Origin of the sequence: Catenovulum sediminis, from assembly GCF_007289895.1 — a bacterium.
Lineage (GTDB): Bacteria > Pseudomonadota > Gammaproteobacteria > Enterobacterales > Alteromonadaceae > Catenovulum > Catenovulum sediminis.
Genome location: NZ_CP041660.1, coordinates 3,740,985 through 3,760,638, shown reverse-complemented (window position 1 = coordinate 3,760,638; position 19,654 = coordinate 3,740,985). Strand labels below are relative to the sequence as shown.

Sequence of the window (19,654 nt, the reverse complement as noted above, 5' to 3'; positions counted from 1 at the left end):
TAATGGCTGATTTCTGGACAATTTTAAGTATTGTTTCTGCAGTATTTTCCGTTCACACATCTATAAAAGCAAAAAATGCAGCAAAAAAAGCGGCAAAGCAAAATAAATCAGCTGGTTTTCAGGTTAACCGCTTTGGTACAGATGAACCGATCCCCGTCGTTGTCGGAAAATTTAAAGTCGCGCCAATTATCACGTATCAGTCTGTTGTAGACGTGCCGGGAGATAAAAACGGTGGTATAGATAATGAGGTTTGGTATGGCAGTATGGTGTTTTCCGTTGGTAAGTGTGGTCGTGTTGAAAAAATCTTCTTTGATGATTTTGACATGGCAAACAAATTCAAATACGCAAACTGGCAGGAAATGGACGGAAACATAAACGAAGGAGTTGTAAGCGAAATAAATCCCGGCTATTGGATTAGATGGTATGTCGGGCAACACCTAAACAGCAACGGAGACAATTGGGATGAAGGCGACGGTACTAAGTATTTTTATCCAACCGCCTCTGAGGAATTTGATATCACGCCGGATTCGGGTTTGCCATGGTGGTTGGGGTACGACGGTACCAGCCAAATTTATTGGTCACCTATTGATAAATATATAGATCCGCTGGTTACCCCAATAGATCCGGGCGACGACTTTTCTAATATGCGTTACGAAGGGTTACGAGCTGCTCACGCATGGTTGATCATGGATGGCGAATACACACGTTATCCGCAGGGTGTACCCGAATTCAAAGTGGTAATGGAGGGCTACGAGTTTATGAGTCTCGCAACCGACACGCCCACACATTACCCAAACTTTGCCGACGTTATTTATTGGTATTTAACAAATGAAGAAGTCGGAATGGGGCGACCGGAATCTGAATTAGACAAAGCCGCATTTGCTGAGATGTCTCAGTTTATGAATACACTGGTACCAACACCGGATGGCGACATGACGCTAATGCGATGCAACGGCGTAATTGACACAGGCAAGCCGATTTTTAGCAACATCGAAACAATGTTGCACAATTGTCACGGCCGACCCGTAGACGGGATAAATGGCTTTCGTATCGAAATCATGCGCGAAAAGCCGGTTGTAATGGATTTACACATTGACGATTTTAAAGATGGTATCAACGTAAGCTCCAACAGCATCAATGATAAATACAACCAAGTTATCGTGCGTTATAGAGACGAACAGCTGGGTTGGGAAGTTAACGAAGTTGTTTTTCCGCCAGAAAATTCAGAATTACACGAGCAATGGTTAGCCGAAGATAACAACATTCATAATCGACTAGAAGAAGATCTAGACTTTGTCACAAACCAGCATCAAGCGCTACAGTGGGCTGAAACAACAGCAAGAACGTCACGCGAGTTTGAAATTGTTGAAGGTGCAATTGGTGCAAAAGGATGGAAGCTGGAAGAATTAGATGTTATTTCAATAACGCATCCACTGCGCGGCTGGGACAAAAAACCATTTTACGTTGACGAAATAACATTAGCAGACGACAGCGTAGAATTGGTTTTAATAGAGTACCAGCCAACGAATTATGCGTGGCATGATAAAACCAATGCGGTCGTATACCCGGATACTAATTTCACACCTATTGAAATAGAAACGCCTGAAAACGTATCGGTTAACTATAACGACAAAAAAGAGCTTGTTGTAACATGGGATAAGCCAAATTCACTTGTTAATTTCTATCGTTTTAGCTTGTATGACGAAAACGACAATGTACTAAAAACAGAGCGTGTATTCTCAAACAATTACACACTGCAAAACTTAAACTCTGGCGCTTACAAAATACAATTAGAAACCGTAAACCCCAAAGGCACATCTGATACAGTAACTCTGTCGTTTGAAATCGGGGTACCGCAGGCGCCAACGCTAGAATTAATAGCCGGTAATTTAGAATTTACGGTTATCGCGCATATTCAAGGTGGATATCTAGGTACTGCGTTTGAGTTACTCGTTAACCATGAAAACGAGTTTGAAACAGCTGAAAACTTAGGTACCGGATCGGGCCACTGGATAGTTTCCGGCAGAAAATCAAATACTCAATATTTTGTGTGGGTTAGAGTAACCACGCCCGCCGGACAATCTGACTGGGCAAACGCCAGCGTGACAACAACACACGACCCGTCAGACATAATCGACCTTATCGAAAACAACGGCGGTTTGCCCTTTAACGCAATTAACCCGCAAACGCGCGATGTTATTAACCAACTGGGCGTTGAGGTGGGTACAAACATACCCAACTTAATTACAGAAATTAACGAAAATCTATCCGCGCACGATACGCTGATAACCGATGTAGATAACAAAATAGATAGCCAAGTTGCGCAAATGCAAACCGACTTGGACAACGCAATACAAACAACCAATACTGATTTTTCGCAGCAAATATCATTGATTGATCAAAAGCTAGAAGATGAAGTATTGCAAATAGAAAGCGCGTTAAGTGGCACGAACCAATTTATTGTTGACGAAACCCAGCGCCTAGACAATGCATTTCAGCTCACCCACTCGGCCATTGAAGAAACCGAAAACGCCCTGCAAACCACACTAGGGGCCGTGTCAGAGGCGATATTAACAGACAGAGACAATATAGCGCGCGTATTAGGTCTGCAGGCAGATATTACCAACATAAACAACACCCTGTCTGTTGCACTAACAGACATACAGCAGACCGCCAGTAAAATAGAACTCACCGCATTAAGAACAGAGTTAAAAGGCGATATAAATAATGCCCTGTTTGGTGATTTATCAGAGCAGCTAAACGTCGCACTGGGTGATATAGAAGGTCGAATTGATTTAGTTGAATTATCTGTATCAGCAGACGCGATACAATCACAAGTTGACGCGATCTTGCTAGCAAAAGACTATGCCACGGTGAGCCATGTTAGCAGTGTAATCGACAGCTTAGGCATAACAAATTTTGTTACACAAACCGATTTTAACAACCAAATAAGCCGCATAAACGCCGCCGAAGAAGTGCTACACAGCAACCTGTTTAAACGCTCACTAACCAGCTTTGCAACCGTTGCAGACGAAACCCAATCACTAGGCGAGCGCTTGTTAGCAGCAGAAGCGGCCAAAACCCTATTTGAAGCCGGCACAGAAACCGCGCTCGGATCATTAGCCTATGCAAACGAGCAAACCAAAACAGCGACCGAGTTAAACAGTGCGGAAATAGAATCAACCAAAGAGCTAATCGCACTCACAAACAACGGATTAGCATTAGCATATCAGGCCATTAATGTAACCAGTAATGACATAAAACAAGCGGCCAATGAGCTAACACAATTTAAAACCGAAACGGGCGATAATTTATCGACAGTAACCAACAGCATACAATCGGTGAGCAATGCGCAAAGCGCAACGGCCAGCGAGTTAACGCAATTTAAAACTGAAACGGGCGATAATTTATCGACAGTAACCAACAGCATACAATCGGTGAGTGATGCGCAAGGCGCGACAGCCAGCGAGTTAACGCAATTTAAAACCGAAACGGGCGATAACTTATCCACAGTAACCAACAGCATACAATCGGTGAGCGATGCGCAAAGCAGCACCGCCACCGAATTAACACAATTTAAAACCGAAACAGGCGATAACTTATCCACAGTAACCAACAGCATACAATCGGTGAGCGATGCGCAAAGCAGCACCGCCACCGAATTAACACAATTTAAAACCGAAACAGGCAATAGTTTTTCAACGGTTAACAACAGCATACAATCGGTGAGCGATGCGCAAAGCGCCACGGCCAACGAATTAACGCAATTTAAAACCGAGACGGGCGATAACTTATCTACAGTTAGCAACAGCATACAATCGGTGAGCGATGCGCAAAGCGCCACGGCCAACGAATTAACACAATTTAAAACCGAAACGGGCGATAACTTATCCACAGTTAACAACAGCATACAATCGGTGAGCAATGCGCAAAGCGCCACGGCCAATGAATTAACGCAATTTAAAACCGAGACGGGCAATAGTTTTTCAACGGTTAACAACAGCATACAATCGGTGAGCAATGCGCAAAGCAGCACGGCCAGCGAGCTAACACAATTTAAAACCGAAACGGGCAATAGTTTTTCAACGGTTAACAACAGCATACAATCGGTTAGCAATGCGCAAAGCAGCACGGCCAATGAGTTAACGCAATTTAAAGCTGAAACCGGCGATAATTTTACGGCTGTAAACAGTAGCATACAGGCTGCCAGCAATGCGCAAAGCGCCACCGCCAACACCTTGTTTACAATGGCCTTGGGCGTTTCGGGGGCAGAAACCGCACAAACAACAGAGCAGCTACTAGCAAAACAGGCAGCAGATATACTTGATCAAGCCGATCAAGACGCCCAAATGCAAGCCTTTGCTGCAGTTACCGATGCGTTAAATGCAAGTGTAAGTGAAAACCTAGCCGAAATTGAAAAAACCAGCATATTGTTTGCGCAAACACAAAGCGGTTTATCAACCGCTTACGAGCGAATTAACATTGTAAGCAACGCGCAGCAAAACACCGCCAGTGCGCTAACACAGTACAAAGTAGAAGCGCAAACGTCTATTAACGAAGCGCAAGCAAACGCCGTATCAGAAGCGGTTGAATACACCAATGCAAGCGTTGGATATTGTGTAATTGATGATGTGATATCTGGGCACACAGATAAAAGCGCATGTGAAGATGCGGGCGGAACCTGGGAACGCTTGCCACTTGCAGAGGCGCAAAAAAAAGTCACGGTAAGTTTTGAAAAACCAAACGGCGATATTGTAACCGGCAGCGCGGGCAGCTTTTTACAGGCCCTAACAAACGATGTGGGCGAATTGTCGTTACGCGCGTTTTTTGGTTTAGACCAAAACGGCAGGGTATCTGGGCTGGTCGTAACTGATACAGAGGGCAACCAGTCAAACGCCAGTATTGAATTACTCGGTGACCGGGTCAGTATTGTAAAACCAGATACGTTAGAGCCTATTTTTGTATTTGATACCGAAACCGAACGCGCCCAGTTTTTTGGTGAATTGGTACTCGGTGATAATTATCCGGTACGGAGCGAGCAAGACATACGCGCGCTAGACGGTGAAAAAGGTGATAAGGGCGATAAAGGCGACAAGGGCGACCAAGGTGATCCTGGGCAAAGTGTCACGGTAACGGAAAACAGCCCCGGCGTTTACACCATTACCGGCGCGAATGGTTCTGTTGTTGTTAGGGACGGGCAAAATGCACCAGTGCCAGAATTACATGATTTGGGTAATGGCAATTATTCAATGACGGTAGACGGTGAAACAATAGAGTGGCACGACGGCGAAGCGGGCCAAGACGGCCAAGACGGCTACACACCGCAACTGGGCGTTGATTATTTTTACAATGGCCGTTTTTACAGTGTTATTTATAAAGCGGCCCTTAGCCAGCCCAGCACCCCAAGTGGCGGTAGCTTTAACGGCACAAATGAAACCATGCCGACAGGTTGGAGCGATGCCCCTGTCTATGTAAACGGCCAGATAACATACGCCAGCCGTGCAATATATACACAAAACCCCAATACAGGCGCATGGTCGCATTCGGGTTGGTCTGTACCTAAAGCGCATGTTGTAAAAGGCGACAAGGGCGACAAAGGTGACCCTGGGCAAAGTGTCACGGTAACGGAAACCAGCCCCGGCGTTTACACCATTACCGGCGCGAATGGTTCTGTTGTTGTTAGGGACGGGCAAAATGCACCAGTGCCAGAATTGTATGATTTTGGTAATGGCAATTATGCAATGACGGTAGACGGTGAAACAATAGAGTGGCACGACGGCGAAGCGGGCCAAGACGGCCAAGACGGCTACACCCCACAACTGGGCGTTGATTATTTTTACAATGGCCGTTTTTACAGTGTTATTTATAAAGCGGCCCTTAGCCAGCCCAGCACCCCAAGTGGCGGTGGTTTTAACGGCACAAATGAAACTATGCCGACAGGTTGGAGCGATGCCCCTGTCTATGTAAACGGCCAGATAACATACGCCAGCCGTGCAATATATACACAAAACCCCAATACAGGCGTATGGTCGCATTCGGGTTGGTCTGTACCTAAAGCGCATGTTGTAAAAGGCGACAAGGGTGATCAAGGCCCATCCGGGCAAGACGGCCAAAACGGGCAAGATGGCGCAGATGGCGCAGATGGCAGCAGAGGCGCAGGCCGCTATGAAACCGGCACAAGCACCGGGGTATGGAGTAATACAACAGCCACCAACGCCACGCCAAACCAAACACCGGTTGAAGGTGATGTAGTCACCATTTACAAAACAACCGAACCCGACACGCAAACGACCAAAATTTATCAATCGGGCAGCTGGTCTAATTTTGCATTGCATATACACGGCAGCGCATTAATAGAGGGTACAGTTGTAGCCGATGAAATACGTGCCAATTCAGTAGTAGGTGAAAACGCAACCTTTGCCGGTAATTTCTTTGCCGACAAAATAACGGGTGACGTAGTAGAAATGGATGCATTTCAAATACCGTCTGGCCCAACGCTGAATCACACAAACGAAGTGTTAATTTGTGAATTTGAGGTGGATACAGAAAGTTTCGATAGAACAATTCTGGCTTCATACCCGCCAATAAATTTTTTGGGTTTTAATGAAGACAAACAAAACCCACGGGTATTGAGTGAGTTAAGGTATGTAGAAGAGGGTAGTGCAACAGAAACTACCGTTTCAAACTCTAATATGTACTCAAACAGCAGTAAATCTCATGCGTTAACCAACATTCCTGCAGATTCAACCAAGAGAACCTACCGATGGTACAGCCGAAAAGTGGATAGCGGTGGTAGCGGTACACCCTATGTATTCGGCGTAATGCACATTTTGTCATTCAAAACCGCCAACACCGTTCAAGAAAACAAAATTCGTTTCGTAAATAATTAAAAACAAGAGGCTAACTTATGATAAAACTCACCAGCGTTGATTTAACGCAGGACAGCCCAATTGTATCTGTAAATGATGCAATTGATTTAAGCACATTGCGCGCCGGTTGGTCACTGCACGTAACAGGCGCAGACCTGCCACTCGAAATACAATCAGGCAGCAACCAGCAAATAACACTGGTAGCCCCATATACAGGCGTATCAATTAGCGGTCGAGAAGCCGCTATTGTGCAGACCAGCGCCCCGCTTAATGCGGCCATTGATAACGTAAACGAACTAGGCCAATGGGCTAAATCTGTATTTAATAAACAAAACGAATTATATTCAACAGAGCAAGAAACGGTTGATATAACAGACAGCAACGGGGTTACCCGCACCTACTCAACCGCGCAGCGTGTTACAAATTTAGCAGACCAAGCCCAAAGCCTAATCGGCAGCCTTGGCCTACCCACTAAAGCCGAGTTTGAAGCGCGGCACGAAGGAGTGTATGCCGGTAGTGGGTTTGATCAGTGGGGTAAGCATTCTAATAGTGCGGGAGAGGCTAGTGTTAATGAGGGCTTGTGGACTGTGCCTGCATCTGCCACTTATGCTAATGGATTTTTGCTCGGTTATCAGTCGGAATCATCCTCTGGTCTAGGGTCGTCCAAAACGAACCACCCTATTGCATACCTAGCTGCCTGTATTATTAACCTTAACGGTTCAGCAGGGCTATACGGATATTTGGACGGTAGAAGCGAAGTAAAATTACCCCCGCGCCGGATGGTTTAGATAAAGCAGACGGAACAGGGCGTTTTGCAAGTATTGCAGAGGCCGAGGCCGCAGGCGGTAGCTCATTAAGTGCCAGTGTGATTCACAGACAGGATTTATGTATTTTAGAATCCTTTGATGTGAATATTACACAAAGCGGGTTGCCCTTGTACCCTTACGGTAATGTTCAATATGGTGGTACTTGGTCTGGCATTGCGTTAGCGGATAATTTAGTTGCTCAGGGATACAGTGCGTATCATGTTGGTGATACAGTTACCAAGGGTAAAGGCTTTTTACCTGATTTAAATAACGCAGAGCATGTTAAGTTTTTGCAAAACAAGGACAACAACTGTTATTCCGACAATGGCGATATTATCCAGCGCCAATTTAGAATAAGAACCATTGCGGGACTTGAGGGGGCGTGGAGACTAACCGAAGTCAAAACAACTAAGTCGTCTGGTTATGGGCTTAGGTTCAGAACTTCCCCAAGCAAATTTGTTAGACCCCAAGGTATTAAAACAACACCGCCATCTTGGGGGCTTGAATATACTGACGCTGTTTATTACAACAAGACCACCGCACTTGAAAACTCGCCCACTAAGGATAGAGCAGACGACAGTCATTATGTTGTTCAGTGGGGTTCACAGGAAACCAGCAACATGGTCGCACATAACGGCAATTGCTGGGCCATCCCAATTTGCCTTGTACAAAGACGTAATAAAGGGGCGTATCATCTCACGTATAATGTTGCGGGCAGTGACACCTTAACCGCAAATGTCGCGCAGGGCGGGTTTAATTTCGACAATGGTAGAAAATGGTATAATTCAAACACATACCAGCCCGTAAGCTTGTCAGACTGCTTTAATGTTGTCTCTGGCAGTGCAGAGGGGGTATCTGGGTTAGGTCGTATCGGTACTGTGTCAGGCAGACCAGACGGAAAATTCTACGATGTAATTTACGCCAGCGATGTAGATGATTTACGAAAGTCAGCGCTGAAAAAATCCGCACACGACATTCATAAAGAGTACAAAGATAGGGTAAGCGCTGGAAGTACATTAAGAGGGAGGGAAGCTCAGCCCTTCACAAAACCTCTAGCTACCTACACGTTGGCTTATGACACAAATTACACTAATGTTAGATTTCAAACTGCGTTGAGTGGGGGTAATACACGGATTCAGTATAACGCGCTGAGTGGGGATGAACCTTTAAGCAAGCTGGCAGCTTACGACTATGTTTTTATTGGCGGTAAAAAGTATACGGTAATTCAAATAGACCCGGGCAATAAAGAGGTTACGGTATTGGGTGTAGTAGATGTTTCAGGATACACACTAGAAGGTAGCGCTTCTGGTTGGAATGTGTACTCGGGAGGTATGCCCGTTCTCATTACCTATAAAGTTCCTTATTTTCAAGAAGAGCCTACATGGACTGATATTATATGTACCCCTTCTGTTTTTGAGGCAACCTTTCCAGAGGGTTCGGCGGGGCAATGGATACCGCAACTTACTGGGCCAGGTACTCAAGTCTGGAACTTAAACAGAAAGAGCATACAAGCAGCAGATGTACTGAATTTAGCGAGTAGCGATAATGGGGTTAATTGGGGAGTTAGTGGGTATTCGTCTGGATCAAACACAATGAACGCTTTGAAAGCGAGTGGTGAGCCTAACATTGAGATACCAGATACGTACATATACTTGCTAACTTACAAAACCAAAGGGCGGTTTACGAGTTTCACAGCAAGAGACCTGAATTTAACTGAGAAAAGCGAAGTCACAGCGGATACTAGCGCTTTTACTTGGAATTTAGGTCAATCCATCTTGGGCAAGGTACAAACCAATGTAGCCCATCCAGCCTATGGCGATTTTCCTTGGTTGCAAAGTGTGCCTGCTTACGGGCAAAGAGCGTTGGACTCATCGGCCTTATTTACCCATAAACACGCGGATATTGGTTCTATAACAGGTGCTTCCCCTGCTATAAAATACTTTAGTTATGTAACTAATAGGTTTGGAAATTATCACTTAGATATAGAGTTTAATGAGATGGTTTGGGACGGAACTAACTATGGAGATGAGCAAGTTTTTTATTCTATAGATAGCCTATCCCTTAGAACTAACATTAATGGTGACGCTGAAATGTTTGGCACGGCCACTGTTGAGACAGAATATTGGAGCTACTAACATGCAATTTATCAGTAACCTATTTCAAACCCAAACCGAAGACGGGGACGTTGTTGAAAAACAGCGCCCCCAGTGTGAAACACAGGAAGCTTTGATTGCTGTAATTAACAAACATTACGGCAAGAAAAACCACTTAGTTAATCTGTTTGCTCAGTTTTATATAAACCACTTACAGTGGTCTGTATGGGACGAATACAAAGCCGCATTTGCTGAATACGAAGCTGAAAAGTTGCGTATTGAGCAGGAAAATGCAGATAACATTGAAGATGAAGAATATCAGGTACAAGTGCCGCCGGTTGAACCGGAATTACAGCCCGTGCCTAATTTGTCTGTTGAAGATGTACTGGCGCAAGCGCCTTTTGCTGATGTAATACAGCAAAAGAAAAAAGCGATTCGCTCAACTGAAATTGAAAACATTGTGGTGGTGGTGGATGACATGCAGTTTGACGGTGACGAAACCGCACAAACTCGTATGGCCCGCGCCATTGTTGCGCTAGACGCAGCAGGCCAAACTGAAACCAATTGGAAGTTGGCCGACAATCAATTTGCGCTCGTGAGCAAAACGCAGCTTGCACAAGCCTTGGCATTAGCGGGGCAGGCGCAAACTGATATATGGCTTGCGCACGGTTAATACTACCTAATTTGTACCGCGAAACTTAACAGCCCCGCATTGTCGGGGTTTTTTTATGGGAAAAACAAAATGAAAAACTATTTGTTAGCTGCCACATCGTTACTGGGTTATCTGCTTTGCGGTCTGGTTTTGCTGGGCGTAAACATACCGATTTTGCATCCTGATACCGTTTTAAATGCCGTTTTTAAACAGCGTTTTGAACTGATATTTATTGACATATCGGCCGTGTATTTGGTGCAGAGTTATTTTGCACTATTGGTTGTGGGCGCATTTACACGGGGTGGGTTTGGCACGTACTGCGCACAGGTTTTATACCAGTGGGACGTGTTAATTGCATCGATATGCCATGGCACAAAAAACCGTAGTATCAGTGGCTTAGTGGGTGAGCGGGCGTTAAGCGGTAGTTTAAGGTGGTTAGCCGCCGAAGCGGTGATTGATTTTATATTTATGTGGGATGAGTCGCACTGCAAACGAACATTTTACTGGGAACGCAGAATGGGGTTTGTTGCATAAATGGCAACGCTTATTCAAAAAACCGTTAGTAGCTCGTATTTAAATTTTGCGGGCTATGCACCGGTTGTTGCGGCGAATACTGAATTTGAGATTGAGTATTTGTTCCGTTTTGATAACAGCAATGATTACGGGCGTGTGGTTGGCAATGGCAGTGGTTATGTGTCTCGTATATTGCACTGGCATAACGGCAGTGATGCCATCCGCATAACTGACCATAGCGGCACATCTTACGATTTTTCGCCCAGTTATACGCATACAGATTTGGTTAAATTTAAGTTTGTGCGCGGTGCTGATATGAAAATCAGCTTGCATATTGATGATGTGTTTGTTGAAAAAAGTAACGTGGTTATCAGCGGTGAATTTAGGTTTGAATACTTTTTTAGACAGAGCAATGCGGTTGCAAATGTGCATATGTCGCTTGGGTATTTCAAGGTTGATGTAAACGGTAGCCCGTTTTTGCATTTTTCGCCGGATGATTCTGATACCAGCAATACAGGGAGTCAGCCGGTTGTTACCGAACTGATTAACGGTTATGACGCCGCGGGGCAGAGCTTTGCAACTGACGGTAGCGTTTGGCATGTGGAAAATACCGCCGAAGCGGTTACGGTAACGCTAGAACCGGCAGAGCAGCTAAACGAGGGCGCGATATTATCCGCTGTCGAGCAGGTTGGCTTAACCTTATCAGCAGGTGAGCAGCTAAACGAGGGGTCGATATTATCCGCCGCCGAGCAGGTTGGCTTAACCTTATCAGCAGGTGAGCAGCTAAACGAGGGGTCGATACTATCCGCCGCCGAGCAGGTTGGCTTAACCTTATCAGCAGGTGAGCAGTTAAACGAAGGGGGTCAACAGAAAAGCGCATTAAATCAGGTGTTTTCTATACAACCGGCGCAGCAGCTAAACGAGGGGTCGATATTATCCGCCGCCGAGCAGGTTAGTTTAACCTTATCAGCAGGTGAGCAGTTAAACGAAGGGGGGCAACAGCAAAGCGCATTAAATCAGGTGTTTGCTATACAACCGGCGCAGCAGCTAAACGAGGGCGAGATACTATCTGCCGCCGAGCAGATTAGTTTAACCTTGTCAGCAGGTGAGCAGCAAAACCAAGCCAGCCAGTTAACCCTAATAGCTCCGCTTGATCTTGTTATACAACCGGCGCAGCAGCAAAACCAAGCCAGCCAGCTAAGCAGTTTAGCAAACCAAACTTTTGTAATGCGGCAAAGTGAGCAGCTAAACCAATTTACCCAATTAACCACGGCCACAACCGGTGTTTTTGTGGCGCAGCCTGCAGAGCAATTAAACGAGGGCGGCGCGCAGCAAAGCCCCATACAAATGCAGTTTGTTATACAAGCCGCCGAGCAGCTTAACCAGGCAATTAGCGCATTGTTAAGCGAAGGCATACCGCCGGTTGTGATCACAAGCGCTAAAGTGATTAACAAAAGTTATTCAGCGAGTTTAGTACAAACAAGTTACACAGCACATTTAATTAAAAACCAACTAACAGCGAGAGTGAAATAAAATGGCACATTACACGCATAGCAAAGTAAAACGAAACGGCTACCAGTACATAAAAGATAACGGCGATTTGGTTGTCATACTAAAAGGCCCGTTAAAAGCGGATAACTGGGCGACAACCCAAAGCAAGATATTGGCGCAGTCGGCTATTGCAACCGGTGATATGTTTTTAACAGACGTGGGCGACGACCTGCAATTTACAAGCAACCCAAAAAGTGGGGTTGATCCAGATCTCAGCGCAGTCAACACAGATGATATTGCCGCCGCGATATTAGACACAGTTAATCAAGAGGTTTTAATTGTGCAAGATATTGTAGATAAAGACATTTTAAACGCCGACGGCGATACAATTACAATACCGGGTTTATCGGTATTTAGCCGCGAGTTATCACTTATATAATTAAGGGGCGCAAATGGCATTAACAATTAATGTTTATTGTGGTCAAGCGGATATTGCTGAAATAGCTGTAAATGATGAAAACGGACCCCTCGATTTTACAGCAGCGGGAATAACAAAGGTTTCAGTTGTTATTCCCGGGCTATTGACTGCAGACAGCAGCACCAACGCTGTGAATTTCAAAACGGGCCAAGTTGATCTTCAACTTGGGCTTATTACAGAGACTAATTGCATGTGGAACGGTCGATTAGTAGAGCACAGAGCAGAAAATGACGAGGGCCGAACGCTAATAGATGACATCATATTTAATTTCAAATATTAAATAAAACCTGCCAATTTATCACATCACCAAAATATTAAAATTCATAGGGATTTTTGTAAAAATCCCTTTCAAATCAGAAATATGTTGTATGTATGATACATAATGTCCCTCCTGAATGACGAGTCAATTTTGTTCTGCTAATTTGCTAACGGAAATTAGCTGGCCAGCTTTTTCATAATCGCTCTAACGAGCATCGTTTTGTTATGAAAATAGGAATTCAAAAATGACTGATACTCAAAAAATTATTGATGATTTAATTAAAGATCTGGAGAACGCGCAAAAAAACGGTCGGCTGACAGAATCAACAGTAGAACAGATTAGAAAGCTGTTGCAAGTACCTGAGCGGTAGTTTGTAATTACTGCTGCTCACACCAATTTTTTTTCGTTCGCTTTCCATCATAGCGAACTGCAAGGTTGTTGCTGATCAATAATTCAGAAATATTAACGCTGTCTACATAAACATCAGCAACAATTCTAAAGTATTTGCCGCGCCGGATATTTTTCAGCTCTATTTTTTGAGCTGAACGTAATTGATTTACAGTAAACTGTTTTGCTTTTCTAGCGAGCTGCTTTTCATTCTCACACTTACCGCGAATTTCTGGCGTATCCACACCATTTACACGAATTGGTACTCTTTTACCTATAACATCCGGCCAACTATCAATGTCAACTCGAAAAGTATCACCATCGTAGATGCTAGTTACTCTTGAAACTGTAATATTTCCGTATGTTTTTGCAAAGCTATCCATGCAGATAGCAATCAACATTATAGTTACAAATATCCGCATAAGTTAATTTATGAAAAGATTTCAGAATACTTTACACTAAATTCAAAATGAAAGGCTCAAAATGGGTTTAATGTGTTCATATATAATTTCCCTAAAAAATAGTTTAATAGGTCTGATTAAGGGGGCGAACCTCAGCTCACGTATACCCATAGATTGTTTCAATAATTTGGGCTATGTTATTCAAGTATCCTAGCTCCGATCTTCAAAAAAAGTTTTTAATTTAGTTTTATGCTTAGCCATTGAAGCTAATATATCGTCACTTTCAAATCCTTTTTTGAAAGCAATAGGATCTAGGACAAATACTGTATTTTTTGCTGTGCCTGAATATTTTTCTTGCTCGTGAATACCTACAATATTACAGTATTTATACCAGTTGTCTTTATTAAGATTTGGGGTATAAAGCTTTTTTAAATCACCTGATTTAAATGCAAATGGATATCTAACTTCAAATCTATGAATTATATCTAATGTTTCATTAACTTCAGTATATGGATCGTCTATCGCTATATCGGTTATGCCATTATTAATCTGCACTGGTTGTTGGGCTAATGGTTGGACTATATAACTCCCGTTGCTATTATGTCCTAAGTGGCAAAAAACTAGAGATTTTTTATTAAGTCTTTCTAATACTAAAAGTAAGTTTTCGAAATCCTCAATAAAGCTTAAATCCAAACGCATAGAGTGTACTAGTACGAATTCTTGTAACTCTTTTTTTAATAACTCGATTTTTGGGGAAGTAATGCGATTAATTTCAGGTGAGCTAATTTTAGGGTCAATGGACGTGATAAAGAAGCCATAAACTTTATTTGTATATTTTAGCATCAACATAAGGCCTCTCAGTTTGGCTTTGTTATTTGTTTTTTCTTCAGAAAATTTCGTGATCGCAGCGAAAAGAATTGCCACATATATTGACATAAACAAATATCCAAATATTGCTTGGCCTGCAGCCCAAAGCCTAATATGTTCGCTTGGTTGAAAATCGCCATAGCCAAGTGTTGTCCATGTAACTACGCTGAAATACAAAGCACTAAAAAAATCATGTACTTGTACCTGATTGTAAAGCAAGCCTGTGTGAGTATAAAACCAAGAATATAACCCTAATATGTAAGGTAAGTAAATAAGGGGCACTAGGAATGAGGAAATTAGGCCACTCAATTTTCCATGTCTTTTGTAAATAAAGAGAAGTGCAGGAATGCTGCTTAGAAAGCCGAAAACAATAGAAGCCTGAAAAAGCTCAATAAAGGGAAGTAATATCGAAATAGCTAGTAAAACCACGAAATAAAACTCTGGTTTTTTGCATAAGTTTAATGCCTGCTTGAATAATTTAAAGTTTTTGATTCTACTGGGCATTCCTTTGTGTCTCGTTTTATGTTCGCATTTATTAATAAATATATAATCAAATCAAATCTGTAATATTTTAGTTTATAGTTTAATTCAATTACATATTAATCAATTCCATTTGGTATTGAGAGATGGGGGAGTCGAACCCCCTCATAGCGCTCTTTTAGGGCATTGTTTGTTTATTTTCAGTTAAGAGACTCGCTCCAAATAGAATCTGCTCCATAGCATCCCTCAGACACGCCACGATTCTTTTTTTCACGCTTTTTAAAATTTTACTCGTCATATTCGCTTTCCTCTAAAATAAAATGGTTAATTTCAAATTTGAGGTTTACATCTATTTGGAGTGTCACTTCAACATCAACATTGACGCACAATGTTATTCCTAAACTGGTTTTATTTTTTAACTCGTCTACTGTTTATAACAGTTAGATACCGAGAGTTAAAAATTGTTCAATAACAAATGCTAACTTAGTGAATTGAATGTGTCAACATAGTCACGATACAGTGATGTGTATATGAATGTGTATACTATTTTTATATTTGTTTTAATGATTTGATATTTAAGGTTTTTTATTTATATCTCAAAATCATGCCAGAGGATGGTAGGTTGTATAGTGTTGTTCATAAATACAGTGTTTTATACCTGTGCTTTTTATAATTGCAAAATTGCTAAACTGAAAGCGCAATTATGGCGCTGCTAAGCGCGCTAAGCAACCGTGAATTTAGAATAGGTAATTATACAAGGCAAATTACAGACAGTTATAAAGCCTATCAGTATGATGTGTTGATAAATATTTTAGGTGACTGGGTTAGAATTTCAGTAAACTATTGATCATAAAGCGAAGTTTACGGGGTAGACAGAAAGGGCTAAGGACATGAAAAGAAATCTGTATCATTACGACGCCTTTGGCAATGCGTTGGGTAATAGCATTGTTGAGGGGATGAGTGCTGAAAAAGATTTAACGGCAGCAGAGCAAAAAGCCATTGAAGACCGAGCTAATAAGTTAATTAATTTGGACAAGCTCGGTAATATTGATGAGCCAATGGCAGATATCGCCAAAAGTACGACTGCTGGCGCTGAAAAAGAATCAACAAACAGCATCAACAAAACAGGCCAAGCGCAACGAGATAAATTTGATGCTGATTTTGAAGTAGCGCAGGTTGTTAGAAGTCAAAAAGAAAGCCAAAGACGAAGTGATACTGTTTCGTATAAACAAAATTTAGATGCAGATTTGAGCGCGAAAAAAGTTAGCGTCCCTTTGGTTGATGAGTGGGTATATCAGAATACCTTTAAGCCAGAAATTGCGCTACCAGATATGTTGTCAAACGGATTTGATCTAGAAGGCAGCATATTGTTGAACACAGAGTGGGTGCGTGATCCAGTATTAAACGATCCACGCATGCTCAAAACAGAAAACCTTACTTCTGCAGGCGAGTTGTATCAGAAATTGAATAATACAAGGTATGCTGAAACCACCTCTACCAGTGACTTTGAAAATGTTGTTTTATCAATGCTAGGTGGGGCTGCTGATAGTAACGTTCCAGCGACACAATTATTGAATACAGGCTTAGTTTCAAAAGGCGATCTGACGTATTATGCAACACTTGTAGACAAAAGAAGTTTTTCATCTTTGTTTATGGAACCAGCAAGTCAGTTACCGAACAGTTGGGATATTAATTCCGAAACTAACATGGATAGCTCTCGCAGCTTAAAACGCGGCGTAGTTAGCGCTGTTGATGCATTGTCTACTGGGGCTCACAAATATGCGAATGTTAGTCGACAAATAGCTCTGGGTAATGATCGAGTTACCACCATTGACTTCTATCGTGATTCAACTGGAGTAAACCATGCTGATGTTTCAGGTCACTTTAAGTATTCGTTAAATCCTGCACCAGGGTATTATCCAAAAGAGCACGTTAACCAAGCGGTTTATTTATCTCCGTTACAAGCGGCTTATCGAATTGGTATTCCTGAAAGCGGCAATGGAAACCCTTATATACGCCCGAGAGGACTTTTTGAATAGCAATGTATAAATTAATGAAGGTTGTTACTCTTCTACTGTCGTTGCTGTTAGCTTCTGGTTGTTCTGATTATAAAGATAAAAATCTTGAATTTGCTGAACAAGCAGAAACAGCAGTCGCGTTTTATTCTAGAGGTGATGTGTATAGTGCTAAGCGATTGGCTGAAACACTACTTAAAGAATATCCTGAACGGTTTGAACCATATTTTATGGTTGCTATTTTTAATACTGCGCAAATACAGCCAAATAAAAACTTGCAAGAGCTAGATGAAAATACCCAGAAAATTGTAAGAGCATCTGTTTTATTGGGGCGAAAGGGGTTGGACGTATATAAGAGTATCGATAACTCAGGGAAGCAACGCAATTTGCGAACATTTATGGAGTTGAATGGTTTTTCATACTTAATATCGTATGCAATTTTGTTGTATGACTTTGGTTTTTTTGAAGAGTCGATAGCCGTATATGAAAGATATTATGACGTATCTAAATATGTTGAACATCCACAATATCGGTATTACATCATCCAATATGCTGATGCGTTGGCTTATGCAGGTCGGCTAGAAGAAGCCAATGCGATCTACATCGAAGCTTTTGAAAAAAATGGCAACGATTTAGCGATGTTAGAGTCTTATATACAATTTATTGCAGACCATGGAGGTTTAGAGAGAGCAACTAAATTTGCATTAAGTTACATGCAGAATAACGGCAAATCCGGACGTGTTATGTATGCTTTGTGCGGTGTTTACGAGCAGATGAAAGATAGAGAAATGTCGAGAAATTGTTATTCCGAGTTGGTTGAATATTCGAAATCTAATATGGTTTTACCTGAACAATTAGAGCATGCTAAACAAGTGCTAGATCAGAGCTAATAATGCTTTGTAAGTTTGATTGCTTTTGGCAATGCGTTGGGCAATAGCATTGTTGAGGGGATGAAAGGGGATGGCAGTAGCAAGGCTGCAGCAAAAATCCAAGAAATCCAAAATAGTGACGCAGACGACACGACTAAGAAATTAGCCATTCAAAAAGTGTACGAAGATGAGGGGGTGTCGTTTGAGGATATCTCAGATGACATTGGCTCATCAGGCGGAAGCGATAAGCGTGGATTTAGTGGTATTCACGGTGCTTACGACAAAGACGGAAACGTTCATTTTACCCGATACAAAGATGGTAATGCTATGAGTGATATATTCCGAGGTCGAATTGACGGCACGTTTGATACTGCGAAGCAGATCCATAGTTCCTTCTTAAATTGGGCTGGTAACGACTTATCGACAAGTGGTTCGGCATTGGGGATTAGCTCAATGATGTACCACCACAGAATCGACACACAACAAAATGCCTTAGCAATTAGTTCCGCAGAGCGCCAAGCTATTTATGAAAGTAGAATGCGTAGAGTTGATCTTGGTAGGCCGACCGGTGGAATTATTGATATGAATGATTCAGCTACACGAATGGCTTTTGCGCGTAATGAAGGTTTTAAAACCACTCAACAACTTCAATCAACAGCTATTAATATCATGACTGCTGTTGCGACAGTTCCGTTACTTGGCGGCGTTAGCGTATTAGCAGGACGAGGGCTAGTTTCTTTAGGCCGAGCTTCAATGAACCTGGTTGATGATGTTGGTCGTCATGCGTACTCTCAATTTCAAGCCTACGGCTGGCGTGGTGCGGGCGGAACTCAGTTGAATGGTTTGGCTCTTAATGGCACTAGAGGTTTAAACGCAGTTAGGCTTGGCCAAGTTAATTACACAGGATTTGCTGCGACATTAAATAATGGGCTCGGAGCTCTTGCTCGAAATCCGTATATTAAACCTGTTGATTTTGGCGCAGGTATACTTTCGGGCAGTTTAAACGCAGGCTTGGAACGCATGTATAATCCCAATGCAGGTATAGATGATTTGGCTATTTCGTTTGGCTCTGGTTTTGTTGGTGGTTTTGGAGCAAATTCTACTACGCGATTATTAAATTCGAAGGGAGTTGTTGGCTCTGCATTTATAGGTGGTTTTGGTGGCGGGGCTTTAAGTAAATTTTCAGAGCAGTTAATGACAGGAGAGGGATTTAACGCAAACGATATTCTTTATTCTGGTGTTATAAGCTCACTGACCGCCGGTGTATGGGCGCCTAAATACCAATTTACTTTGCAAAATGACAAATTCAATCGTTTTTTCCCGCAGCAAGAGCTACAGCGTGTGTTGGATAATGGCTCAAGTTGGTTTCTGGGTAAAGCTTATAATAATGGTGTTTCTCAATAATGAAGCATCGACCCACCAAGCAATTGCTCGAGAAAACCTACAGGTGCCAGCCTAAGTCGTTCTGGCATTT

14 protein-coding genes are annotated in these 19,654 nt (G+C 42.6%); 12 read left to right on the top strand and 2 right to left on the bottom strand.

The features are described 5' to 3' along the window. Positions 1-2 precede the first annotated feature (2 nt). The 9 genes from FNT16_RS15935 (at position 3) to FNT16_RS21025 (ending at position 13,531) form a co-directional block, all read left to right on the top strand. Positions 3-6,890, top strand: coding sequence for a fibronectin type III domain-containing protein (locus FNT16_RS15935; protein ID WP_143872510.1), 6,888 nt, complete (start codon positions 3-5; stop codon positions 6,888-6,890). Between the two features lie 17 nt (positions 6,891-6,907). Beyond that, complete coding sequence (locus FNT16_RS15930; RefSeq protein ID WP_143872509.1) at positions 6,908-7,657, top strand: hypothetical protein; 750 nt, start codon at positions 6,908-6,910, stop codon at positions 7,655-7,657. Positions 7,658-7,734: 77 nt separating this feature from the next. Further along, positions 7,735-9,810, top strand: coding sequence for a hypothetical protein (locus FNT16_RS15925; RefSeq protein WP_143872508.1), 2,076 nt, complete (start codon positions 7,735-7,737; stop codon positions 9,808-9,810). 1 nt (position 9,811) lies between these two features. Beyond that, positions 9,812-10,441: a DUF4376 domain-containing protein gene (locus FNT16_RS15920; protein ID WP_185976618.1), complete on the top strand. Its 630-nt coding sequence runs from the start codon at positions 9,812-9,814 to the stop codon at positions 10,439-10,441. A gap of 69 nt (positions 10,442-10,510) precedes the next feature. Then, on the top strand, positions 10,511-10,954 hold the full coding sequence (locus FNT16_RS15915; RefSeq protein ID WP_143872506.1) for a hypothetical protein: 444 nt from the start codon (positions 10,511-10,513) through the stop codon (positions 10,952-10,954). After that, positions 10,955-12,466, top strand: coding sequence for a hypothetical protein (locus FNT16_RS15910; protein ID WP_143872505.1), 1,512 nt, complete (start codon positions 10,955-10,957; stop codon positions 12,464-12,466). It abuts the gene before it with no gap. Position 12,467: 1 nt separating this feature from the next. Continuing rightward, positions 12,468-12,863, top strand: a complete 396-nt coding sequence (locus FNT16_RS15905) for a hypothetical protein (protein ID WP_143872504.1) — start codon at positions 12,468-12,470, stop codon at positions 12,861-12,863. 13 nt (positions 12,864-12,876) lie between these two features. Next, positions 12,877-13,182 carry a hypothetical protein gene (locus FNT16_RS15900; RefSeq protein ID WP_143872503.1) on the top strand — a complete coding sequence of 102 codons (306 nt, stop codon included), beginning with the start codon at positions 12,877-12,879 and terminating at the stop codon, positions 13,180-13,182. 223 nt (positions 13,183-13,405) lie between these two features. After that, on the top strand, positions 13,406-13,531 hold the full coding sequence (locus tag FNT16_RS21025; protein ID WP_281281863.1) for a hypothetical protein: 126 nt from the start codon (positions 13,406-13,408) through the stop codon (positions 13,529-13,531). A 7-nt stretch (positions 13,532-13,538) separates the two neighbouring features. Here FNT16_RS21025 and FNT16_RS15895 read toward each other — a convergent pair whose 3' ends face one another. Then, a complete protein-coding gene (locus tag FNT16_RS15895; protein ID WP_246072252.1) occupies positions 13,539-13,949 on the bottom strand; it encodes a thermonuclease family protein in 411 nt (136 codons plus the stop codon). 210 nt (positions 13,950-14,159) lie between these two features. Next, positions 14,160-15,320 (bottom strand): potassium channel family protein, encoded by a 1,161-nt coding sequence (locus FNT16_RS15890; protein ID WP_143872501.1) that lies wholly within the window; start codon positions 15,318-15,320, stop codon positions 14,160-14,162. Positions 15,321-16,186: 866 nt separating this feature from the next. On the opposite strand from FNT16_RS15890, the gene FNT16_RS15885 reads away from it, so the two are divergent. Genes FNT16_RS15885 through FNT16_RS15875 form a run of 3 tightly spaced genes read left to right on the top strand, consistent with a single transcriptional unit; the run spans position 16,187 to position 19,584 of the window. Then, the gene (locus FNT16_RS15885; protein WP_143872500.1) at positions 16,187-17,335 is read left to right on the top strand and encodes a hypothetical protein; all 1,149 of its coding nucleotides are present in this window, start codon (positions 16,187-16,189) and stop codon (positions 17,333-17,335) included. A 2-nt stretch (positions 17,336-17,337) separates the two neighbouring features. Continuing rightward, positions 17,338-18,201 carry a tetratricopeptide repeat protein gene (locus tag FNT16_RS15880; RefSeq protein WP_143872499.1) on the top strand — a complete coding sequence of 288 codons (864 nt, stop codon included), beginning with the start codon at positions 17,338-17,340 and terminating at the stop codon, positions 18,199-18,201. A gap of 15 nt (positions 18,202-18,216) precedes the next feature. Then, positions 18,217-19,584: a hypothetical protein gene (locus FNT16_RS15875; protein ID WP_143872498.1), complete on the top strand. Its 1,368-nt coding sequence runs from the start codon at positions 18,217-18,219 to the stop codon at positions 19,582-19,584. Positions 19,585-19,654: the final 70 nt, after the last annotated feature.

Coding starts and splice junctions, on each gene's coding strand:
- FNT16_RS15935 (WP_143872510.1), top strand. CDS start 3: ATGGCTGATTTCTGGACAATTTTAAGTATTGTTTCTGCAGTATTTTCC.
- FNT16_RS15930 (WP_143872509.1), top strand. CDS start 6,908: ATGATAAAACTCACCAGCGTTGATTTAACGCAGGACAGCCCAATTGTA.
- FNT16_RS15920 (WP_185976618.1), top strand. CDS start 9,812: ATGCAATTTATCAGTAACCTATTTCAAACCCAAACCGAAGACGGGGAC.
- FNT16_RS15915 (WP_143872506.1), top strand. CDS start 10,511: ATGAAAAACTATTTGTTAGCTGCCACATCGTTACTGGGTTATCTGCTT.
- FNT16_RS15910 (WP_143872505.1), top strand. CDS start 10,955: ATGGCAACGCTTATTCAAAAAACCGTTAGTAGCTCGTATTTAAATTTT.
- FNT16_RS15905 (WP_143872504.1), top strand. CDS start 12,468: ATGGCACATTACACGCATAGCAAAGTAAAACGAAACGGCTACCAGTAC.
- FNT16_RS15900 (WP_143872503.1), top strand. CDS start 12,877: ATGGCATTAACAATTAATGTTTATTGTGGTCAAGCGGATATTGCTGAA.
- FNT16_RS21025 (WP_281281863.1), top strand. CDS start 13,406: ATGACTGATACTCAAAAAATTATTGATGATTTAATTAAAGATCTGGAG.
- FNT16_RS15895 (WP_246072252.1), bottom strand. CDS start 13,949: ATGTTGATTGCTATCTGCATGGATAGCTTTGCAAAAACATACGGAAAT.
- FNT16_RS15890 (WP_143872501.1), bottom strand. CDS start 15,320: ATGCCCAGTAGAATCAAAAACTTTAAATTATTCAAGCAGGCATTAAAC.
- FNT16_RS15885 (WP_143872500.1), top strand. CDS start 16,187: ATGAAAAGAAATCTGTATCATTACGACGCCTTTGGCAATGCGTTGGGT.
- FNT16_RS15880 (WP_143872499.1), top strand. CDS start 17,338: ATGTATAAATTAATGAAGGTTGTTACTCTTCTACTGTCGTTGCTGTTA.